The sequence below is a fragment of the Helcococcus bovis genome, from assembly GCF_046035835.1.
In the GTDB taxonomy this organism is placed as follows: Bacteria; Bacillota; Clostridia; order Tissierellales; family Peptoniphilaceae; genus Helcococcus; species Helcococcus bovis.
On record NZ_JBFNGB010000005.1, the window covers coordinates 26000 to 52714 of the forward strand.

General features: G+C 28.1%; 13 protein-coding genes. 9 read left to right on the top strand and 4 right to left on the bottom strand.

Annotated elements, in window-relative coordinates; all coding sequences use genetic code 11:
* Positions 1 to 201: 201 nt before the first annotated feature.
* From ABGF48_RS02470 to ABGF48_RS02495, 6 genes are all read left to right on the top strand, one after another.
* Positions 202 to 1704, top strand: coding sequence for a C69 family dipeptidase (locus tag ABGF48_RS02470; protein WP_408104775.1), 1503 nt, complete (start codon positions 202 to 204; stop codon positions 1702 to 1704).
* Positions 1697 to 2554, top strand: coding sequence for a MurR/RpiR family transcriptional regulator (locus ABGF48_RS02475; protein ID WP_408104776.1), 858 nt, complete (start codon positions 1697 to 1699; stop codon positions 2552 to 2554). Before ABGF48_RS02470 ends, ABGF48_RS02475 begins: the two co-directional genes overlap by 8 nt.
* Before the next feature lie 130 nt (positions 2555 to 2684).
* Complete coding sequence (locus tag ABGF48_RS02480; protein ID WP_408104777.1) at positions 2685 to 3746, top strand: DUF871 domain-containing protein; 1062 nt, start codon at positions 2685 to 2687, stop codon at positions 3744 to 3746.
* Positions 3747 to 3758: 12 nt separating this feature from the next.
* Entirely contained in the window at positions 3759 to 4667 is a 909-nt protein-coding gene (murQ, locus tag ABGF48_RS02485) for an N-acetylmuramic acid 6-phosphate etherase (protein ID WP_408104778.1), read from the top strand.
* On the top strand, positions 4660 to 6084 hold the full coding sequence (locus ABGF48_RS02490) for a PTS transporter subunit EIIC (RefSeq protein WP_408104779.1): 1425 nt from the start codon (positions 4660 to 4662) through the stop codon (positions 6082 to 6084). Before murQ ends, ABGF48_RS02490 begins: the two co-directional genes overlap by 8 nt.
* Before the next feature lie 510 nt (positions 6085 to 6594).
* On the top strand, positions 6595 to 7371 hold the full coding sequence (locus ABGF48_RS02495) for a hypothetical protein (protein ID WP_408104780.1): 777 nt from the start codon (positions 6595 to 6597) through the stop codon (positions 7369 to 7371).
* Between the two features lie 162 nt (positions 7372 to 7533).
* Here ABGF48_RS02495 and ABGF48_RS02500 read toward each other — a convergent pair whose 3' ends face one another.
* Together ABGF48_RS02500 and ABGF48_RS02505 are read right to left on the bottom strand one after the other, a co-directional pair.
* The gene (locus ABGF48_RS02500; RefSeq protein WP_408104781.1) at positions 7534 to 8535 is read right to left on the bottom strand and encodes a D-2-hydroxyacid dehydrogenase; all 1002 of its coding nucleotides are present in this window, start codon (positions 8533 to 8535) and stop codon (positions 7534 to 7536) included.
* Positions 8536 to 8544: 9 nt separating this feature from the next.
* Positions 8545 to 9600: a PTS transporter subunit IIC gene (locus tag ABGF48_RS02505; protein WP_408104782.1), complete on the bottom strand. Its 1056-nt coding sequence runs from the start codon at positions 9598 to 9600 to the stop codon at positions 8545 to 8547.
* A 384-nt stretch (positions 9601 to 9984) separates the two neighbouring features.
* Here ABGF48_RS02505 and ABGF48_RS02510 point away from each other — a divergent pair, with 384 nt between their 5' ends.
* Together ABGF48_RS02510 and ABGF48_RS02515 are read left to right on the top strand one after the other, a co-directional pair.
* Positions 9985 to 13053: an endo-beta-N-acetylglucosaminidase gene (locus ABGF48_RS02510; protein ID WP_408104783.1), complete on the top strand. Its 3069-nt coding sequence runs from the start codon at positions 9985 to 9987 to the stop codon at positions 13051 to 13053.
* A 795-nt stretch (positions 13054 to 13848) separates the two neighbouring features.
* On the top strand, positions 13849 to 17820 hold the full coding sequence (locus ABGF48_RS02515) for an EndoS/ChiA family endoglycosidase (protein WP_408104784.1): 3972 nt from the start codon (positions 13849 to 13851) through the stop codon (positions 17818 to 17820).
* Between the two features lie 81 nt (positions 17821 to 17901).
* Here the strand turns inward: ABGF48_RS02515 and ABGF48_RS02520 are convergent, their stop codons facing one another.
* On the bottom strand, positions 17902 to 19398 hold the full coding sequence (locus ABGF48_RS02520) for a helix-turn-helix domain-containing protein (protein ID WP_408104785.1): 1497 nt from the start codon (positions 19396 to 19398) through the stop codon (positions 17902 to 17904).
* 500 nt (positions 19399 to 19898) lie between these two features.
* A complete protein-coding gene (locus ABGF48_RS02525) occupies positions 19899 to 20099 on the bottom strand; it encodes a hypothetical protein (RefSeq protein ID WP_408104786.1) in 201 nt (66 codons plus the stop codon).
* A gap of 423 nt (positions 20100 to 20522) precedes the next feature.
* Here ABGF48_RS02525 and ABGF48_RS02530 point away from each other — a divergent pair, with 423 nt between their 5' ends.
* Positions 20523 to 26654 carry a SpaA isopeptide-forming pilin-related protein gene (locus tag ABGF48_RS02530; RefSeq protein WP_408104787.1) on the top strand — a complete coding sequence of 2044 codons (6132 nt, stop codon included), beginning with the start codon at positions 20523 to 20525 and terminating at the stop codon, positions 26652 to 26654.
* Positions 26655 to 26715: the final 61 nt, after the last annotated feature.

Genomic DNA, 26715 nt, shown 5'->3' on the forward strand with positions numbered 1-26715 from the left:
TGTATAATTTTTTAAATTTTCAACGTAAATCAAATTATCTAAATATTTACATATCCCAAAATAAGTTTTAGAATAATAAATATAGGTGAAATATGATATACACAAACCACAAATCGTAGTTTCAAGTCCTGAATATGAAAAAAAAGCTGTATTTAAGGTAAAAGTAAATTGTTTGTAAAATAAAAATAGAAGGAGGCAAACATGGCATGTACAACAATTTTAGTAGGTAAGAATGCATCGTACGATGGGTCTACATTAGTGGCAAGAAATGAAGATTCGGGCGCAGGCTCATATGACAATAAGAATTTTATAGTAGTAACTCCCGAAGAGCAACCAAGAAAATATACAGCGGTAATTTCAAAGGTTGAGATTGAATTACCAGATAATCCGATGAGATACACAGCTATGCCAAATGCAAATCCAAAGGAAGGAATTTGGGGCGCTTATGGTGTAAATGAAAAAAATATTTCAATGACTGCAACAGAAACGATTACGTCAAATGAGAGAGTTCTTGGTGCAGATCCTATGGTTGAATACATTCCTCAAATTGGTGAAAAGGGAGATGCTTATTATCAAGAAGAAAAATTTGGCGGAATAGGTGAAGAGGACATTGTAACACTTGTGCTTCCATACATTCATACTGCAAGAGAAGGAGTTAAGAGATTAGGCGAGTTTCTAAAAACTTATGGAACTTATGAAAAAAATGCCATTGCATTTCAAGATGAAAATGAAATTTGGTGGCTTGAAACAATTGGTGGACATCACTGGATTGCGAAAAAAGTTCCTGACGACAGCTATGTAGTTATGCCAAATCAACTAGGAATTGACTCATTTGACTTGGACGATGCATTTGGAAATCAGGAAGAATGCATTTGTTCAGAAGACCTTAGAGAATTTATTTCTGAAAATCATTTGAATTTATCATTTGATGGAAAATTAAATCCTAGAGATGCATTTGGTTCGCATTCTGACATGGACCATACTTACAATACACCTAGAGCATGGGTAATTCAAAGATTTTTCAATAAATTGTCATTTAAATGGGATGGTGAAAATGCTGACTTTAAGCCTGATTCAAACAATATCCCATGGGCACAAAAAGCGGACAGAAAAATTACTATAGAAGACATCAAATATGTGTTATCACATCATTTCCAAGAAACACCATATGACCCTTATGGAAAATCAGAAGATAAAGCACTTAAAGGAAAATACAGACCAATAGGAATTAACAGAAATAATGTTATGGGATTGGTGCAAATTAGACCATATATGCCAAAATCATTCCAAGTAATTGAATGGATGTCACTTGGCTCAAATGTATTTAATGCAGTTGTTCCATTTTATGCAAACATCACAAAAACTCCAGCATATCTTTCAAATGGAACGGACAAAGTTTCAACAGATAACTTCTACTGGACAAATAGATTAATTGCAGCACTTTGTGATAATAACTTTAGTGACACAGCTGCATACATTGAAAATTATCAATTAGATATCCAATCTAAAGGACATGAAATGATAATAAAATATGATAAAATGGCTCAAAATCTTAATTCGGAAGAAGAAATTCAAAACTTGCTAGAATCAGCAAATCAAGAAATGGCAGATTACTTGAAAACCAAGACAGATGCGCTTTTGAGCAATGTTTTATATGTTGCAAGTAACAATATGAAAAATGCATTTTCGAGATCAGATGCATAAGATGAAAAAAGTAATTTATAGATTAGAGAGTTATTATACAAGTCAGGCGACAGATGTTGAAAAACCTGTGATTAAATATATTTTGGATAATATTAGAGAAACTACTGAAATGGATATTCATACTTTAGCGAAAAGGGGATATTGTAGTCCTGCAACTATAGTAAGGATATCTAAGAAAATTGGATTTAGGGGATTTAAGGAGTTAAAGATTGCTCTTTTGAATGATATTAATTTTAATGATGAACTTGTGAGAAGTAATCTTTCAAATTTAAAAAATTCTGATGAAGAATCTATTGTTAGAGAAATTTTTAATGAGAATATTAGATCATTGAATAACACTTATAATTTGATAGATTATGATCAGATTTCTAAAATTGTAAAATTAATAGATGAAAGTAAGGTTATTAGACTATTTGGTTTGGGAGCTAGTTTTTTGGTTGCTAAGGATTTTCAACAAAAATTGGAAAGGATAAATAAATTAACTGTACTTTATGAAGATACTCATTTGCAAATGATTAATTCTATGAATACATCTAAAAATGAAGTAGCGATTGTTATTTCTTATTCAGGCCAAACTCATGAAATTTTAGAGATGGCAAGAAATATTAAACTTAATAATGGGATATTGATTTCGATTACAAAATATTCAAATAATAAGTTATTCAGTATGTCAGATTATAGCTTAAATGTTCCAAATATAGAGAAAAATCTGAGAGCTGCAGCAAGTTCTAGTAGAATTTCACAATTGATAATTATAGACATTTTATACAACACTTATTTGGAGATGTACAAAGATGAATTTTTGAAAAGAATAATAAAAACTAATGAGATGTTAGGTAAGGATGAATGATAAAAGGATCAACCATAGTTGGTCTTTTTTATTTTCTAAATTTGAAACTTTATTTCATAATATATTTTGTATATTGTAAATGATTTCGATTTCATATATGATGTAATTAAAGATAGAAAAAGGAGGTAGAATGCTAGGAATATCAATATATTTATCGGAAAATATTGAAGAAATAAAAAAATATATAGATAGATCAGGAAAATATGGAGTAAAGAATATTTTCACGTCAATGCATATAACTGAAGAAAATAGTCAAGAATTTATGAACAAAATTCAAGAAGTTTCTAAATATGCAAATGAAAGAAATATGAGCTTAATGATTGATATTTCAACAAATACTCTTTCAAAATTTAATCTAACTTTTTCAGAAATGATTGAGTTTTATAAAAATATTGGAATCAAAAAACTTAGAATTGATTTTGGTTTTTCGGAAAAGGAAATATATGAAATCAGTAAATATTTTAAAATTATCTTAAATGCAAGCACAATTGATGAAAAATATTGCAATTCACTTGAAAAATTAGGATTGAATCTTAATAAAATCACGGTTTGTCACAATTTTTATCCTAGAATTGAAACTGGTATTTCAGAGGAATTTTTATTAGAAAAAAATAAATTATTTAAGAAAAAAGGATTTAAGGTACAGGCATTCATACCTGGAGATGAAAAGTTAAGAGGACCGATGTTTGAAGGACTTCCAACACTTGAGGACCACAGGAATATTCCTACTTTTTTAGCATACATCGAATTAATGGAAAATTATTTGGTAGATGAAGTTTTGATTGGAGATGTGAGTGCAAAAGAGGAAACTTTTGAGAGAATTTTTGATTACTATAAAAATAAGAGGATTGCATTGAAGTTGGATAATGTCAACATTCCTACTGAAGAGATTGAAAAACATTTTTGGAAAGAACATAAAAACAGAAAAGATTTTTCAAAATATGTCGTGAGAAGTACATCTTCGAGAGTGGAAATAAATACTGAAATTGATCCGTTTAATATGATTGAAAGAAAGGCTGGTTCGATAACGATAGATAATAAACTTTACGGTAGATATAATGGAGAAATCCAAATAACAATGGTTAATTTAAAACAAGATGATAGGGTGAATGTTTTAGGAAAAATAAAATCTGAGGAAGTAGCCCTTTTGAAATACATTAAAGATGATGTGAAATTTGTATTAAAAAAATAGAAAGGGGGAGCATTGATAGATTTAAGTAAGATTAAAACTGAAAAAGAAAATCCTAATTCTGTCAACTTTAGCGAGATGAGTATAGAAGAATCTGTAAAACTTATGAATACAGAAGATATAAATGCAGTAAAATGCATAGAATCTCAATATAGTGAAATTGCTAAGTTGATTGAAAAAACTGGAGAAGCCTTAAAGCAAGGTGGGAGAATAATCTACATGGGTGCAGGCACAAGTGGAAGACTTGGTGTTTTGGATGCAGTAGAATGTCCTCCAACATTTGGAGTTGACTATGAAACTGTTGTCGGTTTAATTGCAGGTGGTGAGAATGCATTTGTAAAAGCTAAAGAGGGTGCCGAAGACAATCCAACATTTGGGGAAGAAGATTTGAAAAAAATCAACTTGAGCCCAAAAGATGTAGTTATTGGAATTGCAGCAAGTGGAAGGACTCCGTATGTAATTGGTGGATTAAAATACGCAAATGAAATAGGAGCGATCACAGGATCCATAGCATGCACAGATGGTAGTGAAATAGGAAAAATAAGCCGATTTCCGATAGAGGTAATCCCTGGACCAGAAGTTTTGACTGGTTCAACCAGATTAAAGGCAGGTACAGCAACAAAGCTAATTCTTAACATGATTAGCACAATAAGTATGAAAATGGTAGGAAAAGTTTACAAAAATTACATGGTTGATTTGAAATTATCAAATAAAAAGCTACAGGTAAGAGGTGTAAATATTGTTAGGGCAGTTACAGGAGTTGGCGAAGAAATTGCAACTGAGAAATTAATCGAAGCTAATGGGCATGTAAAATTGGCGATTGTAATGATTATTCTAAATATCGGAAAAGAAGAAGCGGAACAAATATTAGAAAATGCTAAAGGTAACATTCAAAATATAAAAAGAGGAGAAAAGTATGAATAATTTAGATTTAGCAAAAAGTATTGTCAAATCACTTGGTGGAAAAGATAATATAAATAAGAGTTTTAATTGTATGACAAGGATGAGATCCGAAATCAAGGATACATCAAAAGTTAATGAAGAAGAATTGAAAAATATTGACGGTGTTTTGGGATTAGTTAAAGAGGGTAACAGCTATCAAGTAGTTTTAGGACCTGGAAAGGCTAAAAAAGTTACAGATGAAGCAATCAACTATTTTGGTTTATCAAGAGATAGTAAAGACACAGATTGGGAAGAAAACAAGAAAAATATCAAAGCTGGACAAAAGAATAGTGCTGTAAAAGGTACATTGAAATTAATAGCTGATATATTTATACCAATGATACCAGCTATCATCGCTGCTGGATTATTCTTTGGTTTTGCAAGTTTGATGGAACAATTTGTAAAACAAGGAGTTTTAGTAAATTCTCAAACTGTCAATACAATTGTATTAGTATTGAAACTATTCAGTGGTTCATTTTTAGGATATTTTGCTATTTATACAGGTATAAGATCTGCTGAAGTATTTGGAGCAACACCTGCACTTGGTGGGATGATTGGGGCTATAAGTATTGGTGCAAATATCAATGAAATTTCAAAAATATTTGGACTATTCAATGAAAAAGTTCCTCTAGAATCAATCCTATTTACAGGAAAAGGTGGGATTATTGGCGTAATCTTTGGCGTATGGTTATTATCAAAGGTTGAAAAATCAATTAGAAAAGCTGTTTCAGATGTTTTAGATCTAATCGTTACACCATTTGTATCAATTACAGTTACAGGTTTAATATTTGTATTTGCAATAATGCCAGTAGCAGGATTTATAAGTGATGGGTTGGTTGCAGCACTTTCAGTAATTATCAATTCTAATATTGCTGTAGTTAGAATCTTAAGTGGATTTATTTTATCAGCAGTATTCTTACCAATGGTACTACTTGGATTACACCATGGTTTAATTCCTATTTATGCAGTTCAATTACAACAAATGGGAGGAGTTTCATTATTCCCAGTATTAGCAATGGCAGGTGCAGGACAAGTTGGTGCTGCAATAGCAATTTACACAACAGCTAAAAAAGTTGGAAATCAAAAATTAGTTAAAATCATAAATGGTGCATTACCAGCAGGATTCTTAGGAGTTGGAGAACCTCTAATTTACGGTGTAACTTTACCAATGTTCAAACCATTTATTACAGCTGGACTTGGAGCAGGATTTGGTGGAGCATTTGTAATGTTGATGAATGTTACAGCATCAGCATGGGGACCAAGTGGATTAGTAGCATTGCCATTGATGCAAGGGTACATGGGTATACTTTACTACTTCATAGGATTAGTGATTTCATATATCATGGGATTTATCATCACGAAATTAGTAATTAAAGATAAAGATGTGTTGAATGTTTAATATAAATATTGAAAAGAAGCTGAAATAGCTTCTTTTTTTGTGGGGGAAATTACTTAAAAATATAGATAAATTCCATTCAAATTTTGATTTATAAATAATGAATGGGAATATAAATCAAGATAAAACCATTCAAATTTTAAATTATAAATAAAGAATGGGTGTAAAAATTGACATCAAACCATTCAAATTTTTATTTATAAAAAAAGAATTGGTAAAATTAAATTATTTTTAAATGAATAAAAATTTTTTAGAAAAAAAATATCAATTCTATTTTAAATAAATTAATAAAGAATGGGAAAAAATTTAATTTAAGCACCATTCAAATTCAAAAAAGACTAAAAAGATATGGAATTTATCAAATTTTAATTCCATTCAAATTTTGATTTATAAAAAAAAGAATTGTTATTTGATATTTTGAAAGTTATATTCATAAAGGTTTATTAAATTTTTGAAACAATAATGACAGTTTAGAATTTAAATTTTGTGAGATAATAGATATAGGAGGAATATATGAAATTTAAAAACATGTTAAAAAAAGAAATATTAAAATATGAAAAAATTAGAGACAAACTTAAATATGATAAATTTGAAGATTTGGAAGGTTCGTTAATTATATGTAATAAGGATTATTATCATAAAATTAAAAATAAATCTACAAATGAATTTGAACAAAAATACATTAAAAAGTCAGAAATCAAACTCGCTCAAAGTCTAGCCCAAAAATCATATAATAAAAAAGTTAGAAATATGGTTAAGAAAATTCTTCCATTGATGAAAAAAATGTATAAATACTTTGATGGATATTTGATAGATGATATTTATGATAATTATTCTGATGATAGGAAAAATTTGATTATTCCGGTGTTTGAAACTAAAGGACAATATTTGGAAAGATGGAAAAATACACCATATCAGGAAAAAGGATTTGATTCAAGAAGTAATGAAATTTATACATATAAAGGTAAGAGGGTTAGATCTAAAACTGAAAAAATTTTAGCTGATAAATTTGAAAGTTTAGATATTGCATATAAGTATGAATGTCCACTGAATCTAGGTGGAAGGGTAATTTATCCGGATTTTACATTTTTAGATCCGTATACATGTGAGGAAATTTATTGGGAACATTTTGGGATTATGGATAATCCTGAATATGTTGAAAGTGCCATAAAAAAGATCGAGGCATATAGTGTTAATGGATTTAAATTAATTTGTACATTTGAAACTGCGAATAGAGCTCCAAGTAATCAATATGTCGATTGGTTGATTAATAAATATTTGCTTGATTAAAAATTTATCTAATTAAAAATTCCAACCTATGTGCAAATTTTAATAAATTGATTTAGCTCAATTTATAGACCACACAAAAGGATGGAATTATAATTTTTTATTTAATTATGAAAATTTAGCATATAACCAAATTAATGGTATAATTTTAAATTTCTAAAAATATTAATATTCAACTAAACAAGCATCATTTCCTGATTCTACAACATTCTTTGCAGAATTTAATGCACCTTGTACTAAGTTTTCAACTGCGGTTTCTGAGAAGTAAGCTGTGTGAGGTGTGAATATTACATCATCTCTCTTGATTAATTCTTTCAGTACTTCATCATCAATATCGCCTTCTTTTGAAAAATCTTTTGTGATGAATTTTGATTCATTTTCATAAACATCTAATCCAGCACCTAAAAGCTTTCCGCTATCTAAAGCTCTTAATACAGCTTTAGTATCAACAAGATTTCCTCTACCTGCATTTAAGATAATTGCTCGATCCGGCATTTTTGCGATTAATTCATCATTGATTACATGAGTATATTCTGGTAGTCCAGGTAAGTGCAAGCTTAAAATGTCTGATTGAGAAGCTAATTCTTCGATTGAATCAACATAAGTTAAAACTTCTTTTGCTGCATCATTTGGATATAGGTCATAACCGATAACTTTTGCACCTAAACCTTTGAATAATCTAGCAGCTTGAGTACCGATTCTTCCTGTACCGATTATACCAACTGTTAATGTTCTTATTTCTCTACAAATTAAATCTGAATCCCATGTAAAATTGAATTTTTCAACATTTCTTCTGATTTTTGCTGTATTTCTTGAAATTTGTAAAGCGGCACAAACAGTGTGTTCTGCGATTGCATTTGGAGAATAAGAAGGAACGTTTGTTAATTTGATTCCTAATTCTTTCAACAATGCTTTGTTGTACATATCAAAACCAGCAGATCTAGTTGAAAGAACTTTAACACCTTGTTCTTTAGCAAATTTGTAAACTTCATCATCAATTGCTTTAATTTGAGAAATTAAAATTGCATCTTTTCCGATTAGCATGTCTTTTGTTTCTAAAGATAAGTCTTTTTCAGTAACTTCCAAATTAATTTCTGGATTTTGAGCTTTCCATTCTTCAACTGCTTTTTTTTCTACATCTTTTAAGTTAAAAAATACTAAATTCATACATTCCTCCTATTTATTTGCTTCGTAAATGAATATGTCTCTGCTGTATAATTTTAATACCTTTGTACAAATGATTTCTATTACATATGCTGAAACAAATGTAATTACAAAATAAGATACAAAAATTATTAATGCGTTAACTGCTGCTGATCCAGCTTGCATTAGTGAATATGCGTTGATTGGTCCTACAAGTCCTGAAAAACCAAAACCAGCAGAAGCTGTTGTTCCTTGAATGTTAAATACATATGTTACGATACCGGCAACAATAGCATTTAAGATTAGTGGAATATTCATGATAGGGTGTTTCAACCAGTTAGGCATGTACATTTTCATTGAGCCTAAAAATACTGAGAATGGTATACCAATTTTATTTACATACATTGCACCAACGATTAATGTCATTGCAGCAGATGCGATACCCATGTTTGCAGCACCGGAAGCTAATCCTTGTAAACCAACAGCGTAAGCAATAGCAACTGTTGAAATTGGTGAAACGATAATTATTGCAAATGATATGGAAAGTAAAATACTCATTAATAATGGTTGCAATTCAGTAAAGTTTTTGATAATTGCACCAATACCTGTTGTTATTTGTTTTACATAAGGTAATAATAGAGTTCCTATTGTACCTGCTACTAAAACTACAATTAATGGAGCGATAATCATTGTTAAACTTCCTAATTTACCTCTGATTAAGCTCATTACATAAACTGCTATTGAAGCTGTAACCATTGTATTGATAAGATCACCAATACCCACTGCTACTAATGCACCTTCTTTAACATTTATAATACTTGAACCAATCATTGCAGACATACCTAATAATGCTGTTTCGATTGGATTCATTTTAAATTGAAATGCTATAAATACACCAACCAATGTAGGTGTAGCTGCTTGAGAAATTAATAAAATTGTATGTATCATCTTAAAAATTGGATGAGATGGAGCTAAAGCCTTAAAAATTTCTCCTAAAATAGCATTTGGGATAAGTCCAACAACGATACCCATTGCTGTACCATTTAAGATTTTCATTAGAAAACCTTTAAGTTCGATTTTGTTTTCCATAATTTCCTCCTTTGGATAATCTAAAAGAACATTATATAATCAAATTTAGTGTATTTCAAGAAAATATGATTTTGTTCTGCATTTTTTATTAGTTTCCTAATCAAAATACAAATTTTAGAAAAGTAGGGATGAATTGCTAAATTTAGTTCTAAATTTAGCCGCAGCAAAAGTTTATTGTTCAATAAAGCTGGGAATGCAATGAGTAATGATAATTATTTATAACATAAAAACGGTTGCATAATCGATGAAAATGCGATTCATATAAAAAATATTATTAAATTGTAATAATATTAAAAAATTAAAAGATAATTTGATTGAATTAATAAATTCTAAGTGCTATAATCATACTTGATAACGATATCATAAAAGTGTATGGAGGGGAAAATGCATAAGACAAGAATAAGAACAAATTTAAGAATATTTTGTTTAATTATTGGGGTAATAATGTTTATGGCTGGTAATGTGGTTAAAGCGAAAGAATTTGAAAGACCAACAGCTGGACATTATTTTCCAAATGATATAGTAGATTGGAGTTTAGAAAAATATCCAGATCAAAAGAATAATATTTCTACTGTGCCATTGGCAAAAAGAGCTATATTAGAAGGGGAAGGTACTGATGCAAAAAATAGCGATGGTAAAGTTATGGCATTAATGATAGCTAATAAGAACACATCAGGATCACCAGCTCAAGGAGGAAATGATTATAGATACAGCTATGCTTTTACACACTGGCAATATATAGATACGGCGGTATATTGGGGAGGATCATCCGGAGAAGGGATAATAGTGCCTCCATCAGCAGATTTTACAGATGCTGCACATAGAAATGGTGTTAAAGTTATAGGTACAATATTCTTCCCGCCTGAAGCATATGGTGGAAAATTCGAATGGATAGATGAATTTTTACAAAAAGATAAAGAAGGTAACTATATTTTAGTTGATAAATTAATTAAAATGGCTGATACATTAGGATTTGATGGATGGTTTATAAACGCTGAAACATCAGGAACATGGGATACTCCAAATCAACTACAAGACTTTATGAAAATATATAATGAAAAAACAGATAAAACATTGGTCTGGTATGATTCTATGATACAAAGAGGGTACGTTTCGTGGCAAGGTCAACTTAATGAATTCAATGAGCAATTTTTAAGAAAAGATGGTAAAGATATTTCAGATGAATTTTTTGTAGACTTTAGATGGCAATCTTCATATTTAGATAGTTCGTATGATCAAGCTAAAAAAATAGGGTTTGATCCATCGAATATTTTTTATGGAGTAAATGTTCAAGGTGAAGAAAACTTTAATATGAATATACGTGATGCATATAGTGATATTGTTAAATACATGCAAGAAGGTAACAGTAAAGGATCTACATCTTTAGGATTATATGTTCCAGATGCAGCAATGAGAATAAATTCTGGTAAAGAAGGAATGGATTTCTGGGAAAGTACATGGAAAGATGAACAATTATTGTGGATTAACAGAACTGGTAAACTAGGAGAAAATACTGGAAATGGATGGTCTGGAGTATCAAATTATTATAAAGAAAAAACTCCAATAACTTCACTTCCTTTTACATCAAGCTTTAACCAAGGAGCGGGTGATAATTTCTATATAGATGGAAAACTAGCAAAAAAAGGTGAGTTTATAAATCGCTCAACACAAGATATTATGCCAACATTTAGATGGTTATATGAAAATTATGGTGGAAATAATTTAGTGCCAAGTTTTGATTTAGAAACAGTTTACTATGGTGGATCGTCATTAAAACTTTCTGGTACATTTGAAAAAGATGGAACAACGGAAAATCTGCTATTTGGATCAAAGATTACAATTGGAGAAAATATGAAAGCTTCAATTGTAAAAAAAGGAAATGCTAAAGTTGACTTAGTATTTGTTGAAGAAAATGGAAATAAGATTGTAGTTGAAGGTAAAGAAAATAAAGATGAATGGGATACAGTTGAATATGATTTATCAAAATATAACGATAAGCAAATCAAAAAAATTGGGGTAAAAGTTACAACAACAGATCCAAGTGTTGAAAAAATTAATATAGGAAAAATTAGTATTGGTGAAACTAAAGAAAATATTTCTATAACAAAGTTTGATGTACAACAAAAAGAAGTTAGATCAGGATTTATTGCTAAGATAAATTTTAACATTGAATCAAGTGATGAAAACGGTCAGAAAACAAATGTATATATTGAATCACAAACTGGAGAAAAAATACTTGTTGGTACAACAAATAATAATACTCTTTTTGTAGATAATGTTTATAGACCAGAAGGAGATAAAAGTGTTGTAAAATTTGTTGCGATACCAGTAGATTCTAATAATAAAGAAATAGTAGATGGATCTAAGATGTTAGAATTTGATTTTGGGAATTTAGAAAAACCTACATCAGATTTTATATCAGATAAATCATTTGTAAAAGTAGGAGAAGAAGTTAAATTTACAAGCAAATCTTCACTATCAACATCTTCTGTAGAATGGTACATTCCAGGAGCAAAACAAGAAAAATCAACAGATAAAGAATTTACAACAACATTTGAAAAGTCAGGAAAATACACGGTTCAATTAACGGCGAAAAATAAAGCTGGTGAAAATGTAGTAAAAAAAGAAAATTTTGTAGTCGTATATAAAGATGAATATAAAATTGAAAATGTTGCATTAATGGAAAATAAAAAAGTAGAGGTTTCTGGAGAATGTAATTTATCAGAAGCGGGAGATTTGGCTTTTGATGATAATATAATGACAAAATGGTGTGATAATGGACATGATCATCCTTGGTTAAAACTTACGCTTCCTGAAAAAGTTACAATTACAGGATTTGAATTATATAATGCGTCAGAAGGTGGAGAAGATGTCGCATTCAATACTAGAAATTATACAATTGAAGTTAGTGAAAATGGAGAAGATTGGGAAAAGGTAGTAGATGTAAAAAATAATAAATCAGGGATATCATCTAGTGCGGTTTTAACCTCAGGTAAATATATAAGATTAAATATTGAAACTGGGGAACAATCTGGACGAGTAGCAAGAATATACGAATTTAAGATTTTAGGATTTAAAGGTGATATAAAAGGTATTGAAGAATATAAACCAGAAGAAACTCTACCACAAGAAGATACAAAATTAAAAGATGCTAAAGTTGATGGGCAAAAAGTAATGTTCAAGTCAGCTTCATTCTCTCCATTCGTATTTGTTAAAGGGGATAAAGTTGTAGAATTGTCATCAGATGATAAACAAAAAGATGAGAATACTCAAAATGGCTCTAAAGGAAATAATTCTCAAGAGCAAGGATCTAAAGGATTAATGCAAAATAATTCACAAAATACAAACCCTATAACTGGAGACTCGGGTATATTACTATTCGTAATATTAGGGGGAGCAGCAGTATTACTTTTTGCAGCAATCTTAATATTTAGAAAATCTAATAAAAAATAGCATCTAAATTAGTTAAACAGGGCTGTTGCAAAATCAAATATAGCCATTAAATTACAAAAATTTAATAAAAATATAAAACTAAGGGGTTGTTGCGAAAATAATTAGTTATTTGTAACAGCCTCTGTTTTTTTTTTATAATATTATAATTATTAAAATTTGATTTATATAGAGAGGGTTATCTCAATTTTTAACTAATAAATTTTGCGTGTACTATTTTTCGCTAAAAAATTATCTCAATTTTTAGAAATTAAATTTTGATGTTATTTTTTAGAACTAATTTTCATCTCATTTTTTATAATTTTCAATTTGGTGGTACTTTTTATGAATAAATTTTGATGATTTTAAGCAATTCTATCATCTCATTTTTTTGAATCTGATATTTGAGATAATTTTAATATTAATTTTTATCATCTCATTTTATTAAATCTAATTTATGCGATAATTTTGATACTAATTTTTATTATCTCATTTTACTCAATCTGATTTTTGAGATAATTTTCTTATTAAAATTACTATCTATAATCTGAACTCAAAAATGACATTTTGCAACAATACCATCTATTTTAAAATTATATTTATATAAAATGTGATAAACACTAAATAAAACCGTTTTCACAATAGTTAAAATATAATTCTTTTATTATATGAATATCAATATAATCTATGAACCTGCGTTCTAAAAGCGACTAAAAATTTACATGAAATTAAAAAAGCAACCAATTGTATGAAATTGTTTGCAATAAAAATATTTAAATTATATTATACATGTGAAATATATTATAAATTGGAGGAGTTATGAAAAAAATTTCAAAAAGAGTAATAAGTTTTGTATTAGCGTTTGTAATGGTGCTAGGGCTATTGCCAATAAGTAAGACATCAGTTGCAAAGGCTGAGGGAGAAGAAAATAAAACGGCTCAAAAACAACCAAGTAATGAGTTACATCCTTTACTAAAGGATAAATTGCCATTATTTGCTGGTTACTACAGAACTTGGCATGATGTTACTTCTGAAGGTAAAGATAAAAGTGGAAATAAAGTATCTAATGAAGGTAAAATAATTATGTCACAAATTCCAAAAGAAGTAGGCTTAGTTTTTGTTTTTGATGATTGGCAACATGAAAAGAGTGATTTTTATAGAGCTCTTAAAGAAGATTATGTACCTGCTATGCACAAAAAAGGACAATTAGTTGTTAGAACTATAGGAACAGAATACTTGTTTGGAAAGAATGGTCCTTCTAGAGAAAATCAAGATGAATATTTTAATAAGGGTGAAGACGGATATAAAAAATTAGCTGAAAAAATAGTTAAAGAATATGTTTTAGATTATGGATTAGATGGATTAGACCTTGACGTTGAAAAACACAATTATTCATATGTTGCTGATAAGACTTATGGTTCAGCAAAAGGTATGAATTTAACTCAAGAAGAAATATTAAATAGAATTCATGGTGTTTATAAATATATAATTAAAGAATTAAAAGCTCATGACAAATTAGTTATTTACGATACAACTATTGGACCAGAATGGCCAGTATTTAAGGAAAATGCTAAAGATATTGATTTAGTGTTAGTTCAAAGGTATGGTTTTGTTGGAGAAGTTGGAGGTTGGGATTTTGCCGCAAAAAAACGAGACAATACATTAGAAGAATTGTTTGAAAATTTTGGAAAATATATTACACCTAATAAAATGATGATAGGTGCATCATTTTATGAAGAAGGATCTTGGTCTGATAATAGATGGTACGATGTTCCACAAATTAATGGAATGGTTGAAAATGATAAATATAAGGATGTGCAAGGAAATTTATTAACATCTAGAATAGGTAGATATATTAATAAACAATATCCTGGTGGGGTTAAAGCTGGTGTTTTTGCATATGCAATTGAAAGAGATGGAGTAAAACATCCAACGAAAGATAGTGTTATTACTAGTCAAGGACAAAAAATAACACTTCCAACAGAATCTGATGTAAAATTACCTTCTGAATTTAACTGGTCTAAAGAGTTATATAATGCTCAAAAAAATCATCCATATTATCAAAAATTCACAGTAGCTGATTTTGGAGACGATGAAGCGTTATTTAATGAAATTGTAGAAAAAGTTGGTCCATTTAAGGGGGACTTACAACTATTTAATAAAGATTTAGAGTTAACTAGTTCAAAAATAGAAAAATTGACTGGGCTAAAACAGTTAGAAAAAGTAAATAAAATAACATTAAATGGACTAACTTCTTTGAAAGAAGTTAATAAATCTGATTTACCAGAACATATAAAAGGTGATGATAAATTAGAAATTAAAGGATTAACAAATCTTGAAAAATTAGATTTATCTGAATTTGATTTGGAAATTTTACCATTTAGTGCAGATGAATCAAAAACTTGGAGTAAATTAAAATATTTTGATATTTCAAATAATAATATTGATTTTACTCCAGGAACTAAAAATAGAGATGTCTTAAATTCATTGAACTATGCCTCATTAAATGAAGAAAATTTTAAAATTAATCTACAAAGACCAAAATCATATGCTCAAGAAAGTTTTGGGGAAACGATTGTAAAGAAAAATCTTAAAGAAAAATATGATTTAAGAGAAAAATTAACAGGTTGGATAACAAAATCAGGATATTTAGTATTAGATGAATCGGGATTTGAGGAATTTAAATCATATAAATTTAAACATCCTAAATCAGAAAAAAATATTCAATTTGTTGATGAAAAGTTTAATTTTGAAAATTTTAAATCAAGTGTAAATTACAACGAATATAGTGTGGAAGTATATGATCATGCTCAAACTAAAGTTGAAAAAATTGAAGAAAATCATATTAGTTCAGATAAAGATGAAACATTTACAATTAATTATATAAATCAAGAAGGGAAAAAAATATATACATTTAATGTGGTTTATGGGAACGGATTAGAAACATTAACATTAATAAAACCAGATAATAATAAAATTTATTCTGATAATTATAGGAATCATGAGGTTAATGTAAGAGCTTTTGATGATAAAGTTTCAACTGATAATGATTTTGTAGCTAATAAACCTAGTGAAAAATATCCTGTTTATTTAGCTTTTGAATTAGAAGATGGAGTATCTTTATCTTCTTGGACACTAATACAACAATCTACACATAACATTTTAGGAAAAGATTCAAATGTTATAGCTGAACTTCAATATTTAGCTGATGATTCATTTAATTTAAATGACAAAGATACATTGGAACAAAAATATGATAAAATATATAAAATACCTAAAGAAAAATGGATAACAGTAAGTACGGTTGATGATCCAAATAAAGATAAGTTTATAGGTAATTTTAAATCTCAAACTCATAAATATTGGAGAGTTAATATAACGGATGTAGTGGGTAAAGAAAGTTATATTTATTCTAGAATTTCCGAAATTAAATTATTCGGTACAAAACTAGATAAATCTTCATTACAAAAAGCTATTGATGATGCAAATACGTATATAAATGATGTAAAAGTAAAAGAACAATATTCACAAGAATCTATTAAAAAATTAACAGAAGCAAGAGATAAAGCGGAAGAATTATTGAATGGTTCAGGATTAACAAAAGAAAAATTAGATGAAAAATTAGAGGATTTAAATGCAGCTATTTTAGAAGTAGCATCATCTAACCTTGAAGCTAAAGTAGTAGAAGAAAAAGATTTAGAAGATCTTTATACTAAAGCTCTTGAAGAATTCAATAAAAAAGAAGCCGAGGAAAAGAAAATAAAAGAAGAAGCAGAAGCTGAAGAGAAAAAAATTAAAGCTGAAAAAGAAGCGGAAGAAAAAAGATTTAAAGAAGAAAGAGAAGCTTTAGATAAAAAAGTTAAAGAACTAGAAGCTGAAAAACAAGCACAAGACCAAAAAGTTAAAGAGCTAGAAGCTGAAAAAGAAGCTAATGCTAAAGCAATCTCAGATTTAAAATCTGAAATTGAAAAATTAAAAGCAGAAGCTAAAAAAGTTAAAGAAGAATTGGCTGCTAAAGAAAAAGAAGCCGAAGAAAAATCTAAAGAATTAGAAGCACAAATTCAAAAATTAGCTAAAGAAAAACAAGATGCAGAAAAAGCTAAACAAGATGCAGAAGAAACATTAAATGGAAAACTCAAAGAGTTAGAAGAAAAACTAAAAGATAATTCAAATAAAAAATCAGTTGTAATTCCATGGGTTTCATTAACACCTGCTATAAAAACTGAATTAAATTCAGAAGCTAAAAAGTATACTTTAGGAGTAGAAGACATCAACAAGAAACTAGAAGAAGTTTCAAAAGACTTATTTGATTTATTATCTGAAGAATACAAAGGTGGATTTGAAACTGAAATTAAAGAAATTAACTTTGTAAACAATGATGGACAAAGGGTAACTAAATTCGATTCACCAATCGATGTATCTTTAGAATTAAAATCATTAAAATTAGCAGATAAAGATACATTAAGAGTATTCCACATTGGGGAAAATGGTGTTGACGAAGTTAAAGATGTTAAAGTTGATGGGCAAAAAGTAATGTTCAAGTCAGCTACATTCTCACCATTCGTATTTGTTAAAGGCGAGAAAATAGCTGAAGTAGGAAATACAGGAAGTGCAATAGGTACACCTGCACAAGGGTCACAACAAAATACAGATACTCAAGTACAAAGTACAGGTACAACAAATCCGGAAACAGGAGATAGCGGCATCATGACATATGCAATTATGGCTGTTGTAGCGGTAGTTGCATTAGGCGGAATGGTTGTTGTTAAGAAAAGAACTAAAAATAATTAATTTTTAGAAAATAAGATATTTAGAGAATTAGATAGCAAAATTTCTAATTCTCTATTTTTATGTTTATGTGAAATTAAAAATTTATACATCAAATCCTTTACTGTCTAAGATTTCTGCTATCATTTTTGTTAATTCTAAATAATTTTTGGCAGAAGGGATTTCCTGTATGTAAATCCACTTTTTATTTTGCTTATTTTTTGGTATGAAGTCTGCGATTATAAAGTCATATTTTTGGTTGTATATGCTGTCATTTTGCAGAACGTTATTTTCTAATAAAGTTGTATCTAAAAAATATGAAAAGAATAAATCTAGTTGATTTTTTATATTGTATGCATGCAGTGAATTGAACCTACTGATAATCAAAGCGTTTAATTTTGTTGATTTACTATGGAGTTGAGGGATTAGGCTATCCCAAGTTGATAGTAAAATGTAGGTTAAATGTTCGACTTCATTTTCATTGATTATACCCTTAAATGTAGTTAGATAATTTCTTAAATAAATTTGAACATCATTTACAAGGTATGGATAAAGGCTTGAAAATTTGTCGATGTACATTTTGTAGCGATTATATAAAATACAGTTAGATTTTATATTGCTGTTATACATTACAGCGCTATTGTGAACTCGTATAATCAATTTTTCGATATTATTTATTTTAAGATTGTATTTATTTTTTATAGAATATATATCGGAAAATCCTCTGTGAAGAGATATTGATATTGCTTTATTATAATTTGCTTTATCGGTAAACTCTTCAAAAGTATGGACGAAATTTACGTTTACATTTTTGTAAAATACCTCAATAATATTTTCTTCAGTAAAATCTAATTCAAAAAGGTTGAATGCGCTTCTTAAAATATTTGATTTTAGTAATTTTGTTGTTGAAGAATTATTTATCTTGTCTATATTTAAATAAGGAAGTAGTGAAAAATGTTTATTTGCTCTATATATATTAACGGCACAATTCCATGCCATAACTTCAAGATAACTATATTCATATTTGGAATTAAACACGTTAAAATATTCGATAATAGACTTTGTTATTAAATGACGATTTAAGGTTTCAAATGGCCATTCATTAAATGGATATTTTTCTTTGAAAAATTGTATAAAAAATGATCTTATATTATCTTCCATTCCGCTAAAAGTTAAAGATTTTTTATCAATTTTAAAATTATATTTATTTATTGATGAAATGTTAAATTTATTAATCATCCTATAAATAGTAGATGGACTTGTAAAAAGTGCTGAAGCTAAATCATCTACTGAATTAAAATTGTTGAAAAATATGGACTCGACCATGTTTAATATAGCTGAGTTATTAATTATGTTTCTAAAAAATGACTCTATACTTGAATTATTAATGTAATGTATGCTCATGGTAGAGCTGCTAGTCGTCTTGATTCTAAGTATATCGGAATAATTTGCATTTAAATATTCTATATCGGATTTCAAAACTGATTCTTTAACATTTAATATATCACGTAGTTTAGCTATGCTTATCGTGTCCTGGTTGGCATGTAAAAAGTTGATTATATCAATATGTCTGCAAGTTTTTTTGTTGAATAATCTAATCATAAAATCTCCTTGTTCAAAAAAGTAGTGTTACACATAAAAAAATGATTACAAGAGAGGAAATTTCGTATTAGAATATTATTAGGAGTATGTAAAATAGAAATTTCACCTCTTGTACAAAATGATTATATACTATTAAATTAAAAATTTAAATAGTAAAAATGTGATTATTTAGACTTTTTAAAGAGATTAATCAAAAATTTAGTTTTAAAATGAAAAAAATGATGAAAAAATGTATGCAGTTCTACTAGAAATAACAAAAAAATATTTTCTAGAAAAAATAAATTTTAATATAATAAAAAAGGATATGTTGCAAAGTGCAACAAACCCTATATTTTACAGTGGTTGTCTATTTTGAATATAAAAATTAGAAAGTTTATAGAATTGTTTCAATATAACTTGAAAATCTTGATAGAAATTATTTCCGTTTAATTAAATCCATTTTTTTGAACAATTTTTTGGTTTTTGAAAATTTACTACTATTAGATCGTAACCAGAAATTTCTATTTCATCAAAATCAAGTATGTCTCATTCATATACATATGTTTCCATAAATTTATACAATTTATGTCAATTTTTAGTTTTTGGTCATTAATTTTTAATTTATCCAGTAAAAACTTTTTATCTGCCAAATTGGCATTATAACTAAGATATTCTAATATTTTAATTTGACGTTTTACTGTTTTAGTAAATATATTAATCATTTTCTTCTCCTTGTATTTTTAATTTTTGGTAAAAATATTTAAAAGTTGATTTTTATTAAATATTATGTTATGCTATTAAAGTTATGAAAAAAAATACGCATAAATAAAGTGTGTAACGAATATTTATAAAAAAAAAAAAAATAAACATATTACGTTCTATAATTTAACTTTATTTAAATTTAAAATATGAAACCGGTTTCTTAAGGGTTGTCAGATTAATTTATCTAAATTATTATTTGATTAACCTTTAAACTATTACCCATGTTAAGCACGTAATGTATGATAATAGTTTTAATTATGATAAAGATTTATTTAATGTAACACATATAATTTTATAGATAACCTTTCTATTCAATAAAGATTTTTAAATTATTTTAGTTAAAAATCTTTTTAAAAATTGAACAAATAACTCAAGGAGGAAAAATGCGGATAGCAAAAAAAACTATAGCTCTTTTCTTAGCCAGTCTTATTTTTATGCTTAGCATACCATTAAATATTTTTGCAAATGAACAAAAAATTAGTATATGGGATAGTGCTGTACCAATAGTAATAGGTCGTGGGCAAGTTGAAGCAAAAGGTGAGCTTCAAGGAGATACAATTACATGGACTATCAAGGCATCTAATGTTTCAATTAGAAATACTAAAATTGATGTTAGGCTAAGCAATAATCAAACAGTAGAAAAACAGGAAACGAAATTTGGGCCAAAATTAAATGGTAGGAATTTATATTATAATTTCACCTTGTCAAGTAGAGTACCAAGTGGGGAGTACAAAATTATCACAAGCACAAGTAAAAAGAATAATGACTATACAATGACATTAACATATAATTCACCTATTGGTCAAACACTAAAGAGGACAATTTCTTTGAAACCGCAAAGTGGTCAAGAAGCAAAATATAGAGGACTTATCTCTGTAGATGGATATTTAACTATTGAAGATAAAGATGGTCAAGCTGAAAAAGCTCTTTGTATAAATACTGACAAAACATTCCCTACTTTTAGTACGAAATATCCATTTGAAGAAACTACTTTGGACAAACTTAGTTCTTTAATAAAAAGTAAAAATCATAATAATGTAGAATTAATAAAAAAAATTAAGCAGGCTATTTACTATGCTGAAACAAATAAAGAAAGCTTACTGAAAGGTAGAACAATAACTGGAGCAAAAGCAGAAAAAACTCTTTACTATATGATTCAAGGTGTGATTTGGAGATATACAGATAACGACACTTATTATAGTACAGTAAATAAACGTATAGCTAATTCATACGATCAACAAAAACTTAAAGTTGCTATGGATGAGATATATAGTGAATCTCAAAATGTTAAACCACAAGATTATGAAAGAGTAAATATTCGTGTTTTTAGTCCTGTTAATAACGAAAGATTCCAAAATTTTATAAGTTATAAAATTAATGATAAACCTATTACCGCTAGCTTAGAAATTATTAAACGTGAACAAGGAAGTAGTATTAAATTACCGAAGGCTAAATTTATCTTAAAAAATGAATCTGGGACTTTTAATCAAGAAAAAGAAACAGATAGTAATGGTAAGGCAAATTTTACAGATATCCCTCAAGGCACATACACTCTAAGTGAAACAAAAGCACCTAATAGCTATCAAAAAACAGATAAAACTGCAAAAGTTGTAGTTGATAATAAAGGTAATTTATCGATAGATGGAGATTTAGTAAAAAAAGAATCTGAAAAAATCTTTATAGATAATCCGAAAAAACCGTCACCAGTCTTAGGTAAATTTAGTATTAACAAGTTTGATAAAGATAATAAAATAAAACTTTCTAATGCAGAATTTACATTAAAGAGTAAAAATTCAGAGTGGACACAAACAAAAAAATCACAAGATGGTCATCTTGAATTTACAGATATCCCTCAAGGGGAATACACTCTTACAGAAACTAAAGCTCCTGATGGATATAAAAAATCAAATCGACAATGGCAAGTATATGTAAATTCAGCAGGTAGAACATTTATAAGTGAATTAGGATTTGTCATAGATAAAAATGAAAATTATTTAGGTGATGATTTAAGTGAAAATATAAATTTAACAGGTAGTATGACAACTGATGAAAATATTTTGAATATAGGGTCAGGAAAAGATTTTATAAATATAAATATGAATCTGAAATTAAATGGTAAGGCGAATCCTGGAGATTATTTTATACTAGAAGAGTCAGATACACTTCACTATAACTTTGCTCAACCAGATAAGATGAATTATCCATCTATCTATTCATCAGATGGTAGAGTAATAGCTAAGCCTAGATTTGACATTAATATAGATAAAGGAACAAACAAAAAAATATATTATGTATTCACTGATTATGTGACAGGCGCAGATAATTTAGAAATGAGATTGACACTAAATCATGCAGTAAATCAAAATGTTGCTAAAAATAATGGGAATTATAATTTTGATGTAAAAATTGGACAAAAATCAATTTTACAAAATTATCAAGTTAAATATCCAGACAGAAATAGATCCAAAGATGGATATTTAAATATGGATACTTCGTATTCATATACAAATGACCAAAATGGTAAATATACACAACTTATATATGTGAATCCTGATAGACGCAATTTATCAAATAATACGATTGTTTCTGTTTTTCCTTATGCTGAAGCAAAATATGGTTTTAACATGGCTGATATACAATCTGGAAAAACTAAAATATCTATCTATAAATACATAGATAGTTCTAAACTTTCAGACGCAGTCATATTTGAGAAAGATAGACTTGAAAAGATTGATAGAGGATATATAACTACTTTCAAAGAAAAAGGTAGTTGGTCTTATCCTAATGCTGGAGTTGAAATTAATTTAGGAACTATAGGAAATACTCCATATCTAATAAAAGTAGAAAGTGATATGAAATTTTTGGAAAATAATCGAGAGCAATCAGTATTATTCCAATTTTCCGCTCTTTCCAACTCTAGTCTAAGAGATTACATATCTAAGGGAGTTGGTATAGTAACAAGTTCTTCTTCTGGCCAAGGATCAGGTACTTACACTCCACCGGAATTAAATGTTGAAAATGAAAAAAAAGAAGTAAAAGCTAGGTTTGAGATATTGAAAACTGATAATGAAAATAAAAAATTAAAAGATGCAGTATTTAGCATAAAATCAGTCTCAAAACCACAAATTACAGTTGAAAAAACTTCCGATAATGAAGGAAAAGTTATATTTGATAACTTAAAACCAGACACATATATAATAGAAGAAACAAAAGCACCATTTGGATATAAAAAATCAAATAAAAAATGGAAGATTGTTGTTGATGAAAAAGGAAATAAAAAAGTTTTTGAAACGATTAGTTCTGATGACAATGTAAGAACTAATTTATTCTTCATAATGGAAGATTCTTCAAAACCTATATCTTTTAAGGAATATAATGATAATGCAAAAGACATATATGATCAAATAAAATCAATAGAAGGCCTTAAAGGTAAAGTTTTTACTATTAATTCTGGCCATGGTTTTAATAAAAAATCAACTAAATATTCTGAAGTTGAAATTGGAATAGATTTTAATCGACCGGAAAAACATACTTTTGGACTATATAATTCATGGTTAGATGAAGGTTTTGAAAAAGCAACTGAAATTATAAATTCAAACAACTTAAATGAAGATAGAAATATTATTTTCTTAATTTGGGATGGTAAAGTTGATGGAAGTAATTTTAATAAAAGATTTAAAGAATTAAATGATAAAAATATTAGTAGCATATATAACTTATATAGTAAAGAAGAAGCGAAAAATTTAAGAAGTTCTTTAGACGAAATTTACAATGGTCAAACAGAAAAACGAGATGAAATACTTGATAAACTAGTAGAGTTTAAACTTCAATCCCCTTTTAATTTTGTAGAAAAAATTAAAGAAGATCTTTCATATATTTTAGTAGATATAAAAACTAATGAACCTTTAAAAGTTAAAAATGAAAAAGAAGATATTAAATATGGAAAGTTCACAATAAATAAAACAGATGAAAGTGATAAACCACTAGATAATGCTGAATTTAAGCTTACTAAAAAGATGACTTATGGCAATAATGAAAATCTTCCAGAAGGTAATAAGGTCAAGGAAAACTTCCGGGATCAAATTAAAAAGTCGATAGGTGGAAAAGTTGAATTTAGTAATCTTCCACCTGGAACTTATGACCTTATAGAAACAAAGTCACCAGACGGTTACATTAAAGATCAAAGAAAATTTGTTGTGGTGGTACAAAAAGATGGAAATACTTTCATTGTAGATGCTGATAAATACACACCAGACAAATATCAAATAGAAGGAAATATCACAAAACCAAATATTGACATAGATGAATCTAAGTCAAGGACAAGTCCTATGAATCTTGATGGACGAATTGATGTGAGCAGATATAAGTTATATAAAAAGAACCAACCATTCACAATAGTTGATCCTTCTTTAGGTCAAGTATTGTTTATGGATGCTATTTTATCATTTCCACAAGATGTGATTGAAGGGGATACATTCACAGTAAAACTTGACAAAAATTTAGATATGAAAGGTATAGCTTTAGCTGACAAAACTCAAAAACCTTTTGTATATAATGGTACAGAAATAGCATCACATATTAAAACAACAATAGAAAACGGTCAATATGTATTTACTTATAAAATGACTGATGCTGTTAAAAATATTAAAAATATATTTGCATATATGGAAAGACCGGTATTTATAAACGCAGATAAAGTATCCGAAGATACAAATCTTACATTTACAAATACTATTGCCGGAAAAGAGCAATCAAGATCAAGTGAATTTGCAATTAGATATACTAAATATAAATCTGGAGAATATAACGCTGTAGGAAATAAGTTTTACTTTGATAAAGAAAATAATAAACTTGTCCTATATGTATACGCAAGTAAATATGGCATTAGTAACCCTGTAATAGGAATAAATTCAGAACAAATTGATTTTTCTAATGCTAAAATTAAAGTGTTTAAAACATCAGGTCCGTTAGGAGGAGAAGGAATGCCATCTTCTTATGGTCCAGATTTGATGGATCTAAAAAATGCAGTTCAAAGTAGGATTAATAATAACTACGATGGAAGCATAGATGTTATTCCATTAGAGGATTCAACGGCGTATATTGTAAAAGTAACAGATATAAGTTTGTTTGATATAAATTATCTTTCAATGAAAGTAACATCTTCACTAAAAGTCTCAACAAATAATCCAAATCCAATAGTTAGTTATTGGAGACAAGCACAACTATATAGTGGTAATAGTGTAGCTGAAGGACAAAATTTAGGTCACATAAGACTATTGAAAGTAAATGAAAAAAATATATCCTTAGAGGGAGCGACATTTATTTTAAGTAAAGATGATTCAAGTTACAGTAAAACACAAACTACACTGAGTGATGGAAGTATAGTGTTCGCTGGTCTTACAAATGGATATTATACTTTAACAGAAAAACGAGCACCTAAAGGATATGAAAAAACAAATAATACATGGAAATTGTATTTAACAAAAAATTCAGATGGAACTATGCATATACAAAACACTTCTTCCAAGCTTGATAATACAGAGATAATAGAAAACAATACGAAGATAAAAGTTATAAATAAAAAGAATCAAGAAAAGATTTATCCAGAAATAACTTTCAAAAACTTCAAAAATGAAATTACTTTCTATAAAGTAGATGAGCAAGGAAATTCTTTAGAAGGAGCAAGTTTTAAATTATTTAATAATGATAAGGAAGTTTCAGGTTCTGAAAAATCTGGTAGCATGATAAAATATGAAAAATTATTACCTGGGTCATATACTGTAAAAGAAATAAAATCACCTCAAGGATATACTTCACCAGATAATAAAATTGTAGCGACCTTTATGGTTAATGATAATGGTCAAATAGTAGACGTGAAAACTTATAATGGTACTAGTCTAAAAGAATCTAAAGATTATATTTATAGAATTGTAAATAAAAAAGAAAAGAAAGTCTTTGGAAAGTTCGAAATTTTGAAGAAATCAGAAAGCTTTGACGGTAATACTTTAGAAAATGCAGAGTTTACACTTTACAAGGATAAAGATGCAAAAATACCAGTAAAGATAGTAAAGGATGAAAGTGAAAATATAATAGTCGTAGAAAATACTATGGGAAAAAATGAAGATTATACTGTTAAAACTGATAAGCAAGGTAAAGCTCATTTTGTAAATCTTCCAGAAGGATCTTACTATCTAAAGGAAACAAAAGCTCCAAAGGGATATATCTTAAATTCTAATTTTGTATGGAAAGTTGAAGTAAATTCTGATGGAACTGTAACCATAAGCAATGAGGGTACAATAAATAATAAAGAAAATGAACTATTTAAGATTGTAAACAGCAAACAAGCTGGAAATCTTCAACTTATTGTTGTTAACAAAAAAACAGTATATCCTTCAACAGGATCCTATGGCAGTCTTCCATACATGATGACTGGTATAGTTTTAATGTCGATAGCATATATCGAACTAAAAAGAAATAAAAAAATATATAACTTCAAAGGGGGTGAGGCTGACTAGGAATTTGCTAACTTTGAAAAATGAGAACAATCTCAAAAAGTAGAAGAAAATAGCATGGGCT

Coding starts and splice junctions, on each gene's coding strand:
- ABGF48_RS02470 (WP_408104775.1), top strand. CDS start 202: ATGGCATGTACAACAATTTTAGTAGGTAAGAATGCATCGTACGATGGG.
- ABGF48_RS02475 (WP_408104776.1), top strand. CDS start 1,697: ATGCATAAGATGAAAAAAGTAATTTATAGATTAGAGAGTTATTATACA.
- ABGF48_RS02480 (WP_408104777.1), top strand. CDS start 2,685: ATGCTAGGAATATCAATATATTTATCGGAAAATATTGAAGAAATAAAA.
- ABGF48_RS02490 (WP_408104779.1), top strand. CDS start 4,660: ATGAATAATTTAGATTTAGCAAAAAGTATTGTCAAATCACTTGGTGGA.
- ABGF48_RS02495 (WP_408104780.1), top strand. CDS start 6,595: ATGAAATTTAAAAACATGTTAAAAAAAGAAATATTAAAATATGAAAAA.
- ABGF48_RS02500 (WP_408104781.1), bottom strand. CDS start 8,535: ATGAATTTAGTATTTTTTAACTTAAAAGATGTAGAAAAAAAAGCAGTT.
- ABGF48_RS02505 (WP_408104782.1), bottom strand. CDS start 9,600: ATGGAAAACAAAATCGAACTTAAAGGTTTTCTAATGAAAATCTTAAAT.
- ABGF48_RS02510 (WP_408104783.1), top strand. CDS start 9,985: ATGCATAAGACAAGAATAAGAACAAATTTAAGAATATTTTGTTTAATT.
- ABGF48_RS02515 (WP_408104784.1), top strand. CDS start 13,849: ATGAAAAAAATTTCAAAAAGAGTAATAAGTTTTGTATTAGCGTTTGTA.
- ABGF48_RS02520 (WP_408104785.1), bottom strand. CDS start 19,398: ATGATTAGATTATTCAACAAAAAAACTTGCAGACATATTGATATAATC.
- ABGF48_RS02525 (WP_408104786.1), bottom strand. CDS start 20,099: ATGATTAATATATTTACTAAAACAGTAAAACGTCAAATTAAAATATTA.
- ABGF48_RS02530 (WP_408104787.1), top strand. CDS start 20,523: ATGCGGATAGCAAAAAAAACTATAGCTCTTTTCTTAGCCAGTCTTATT.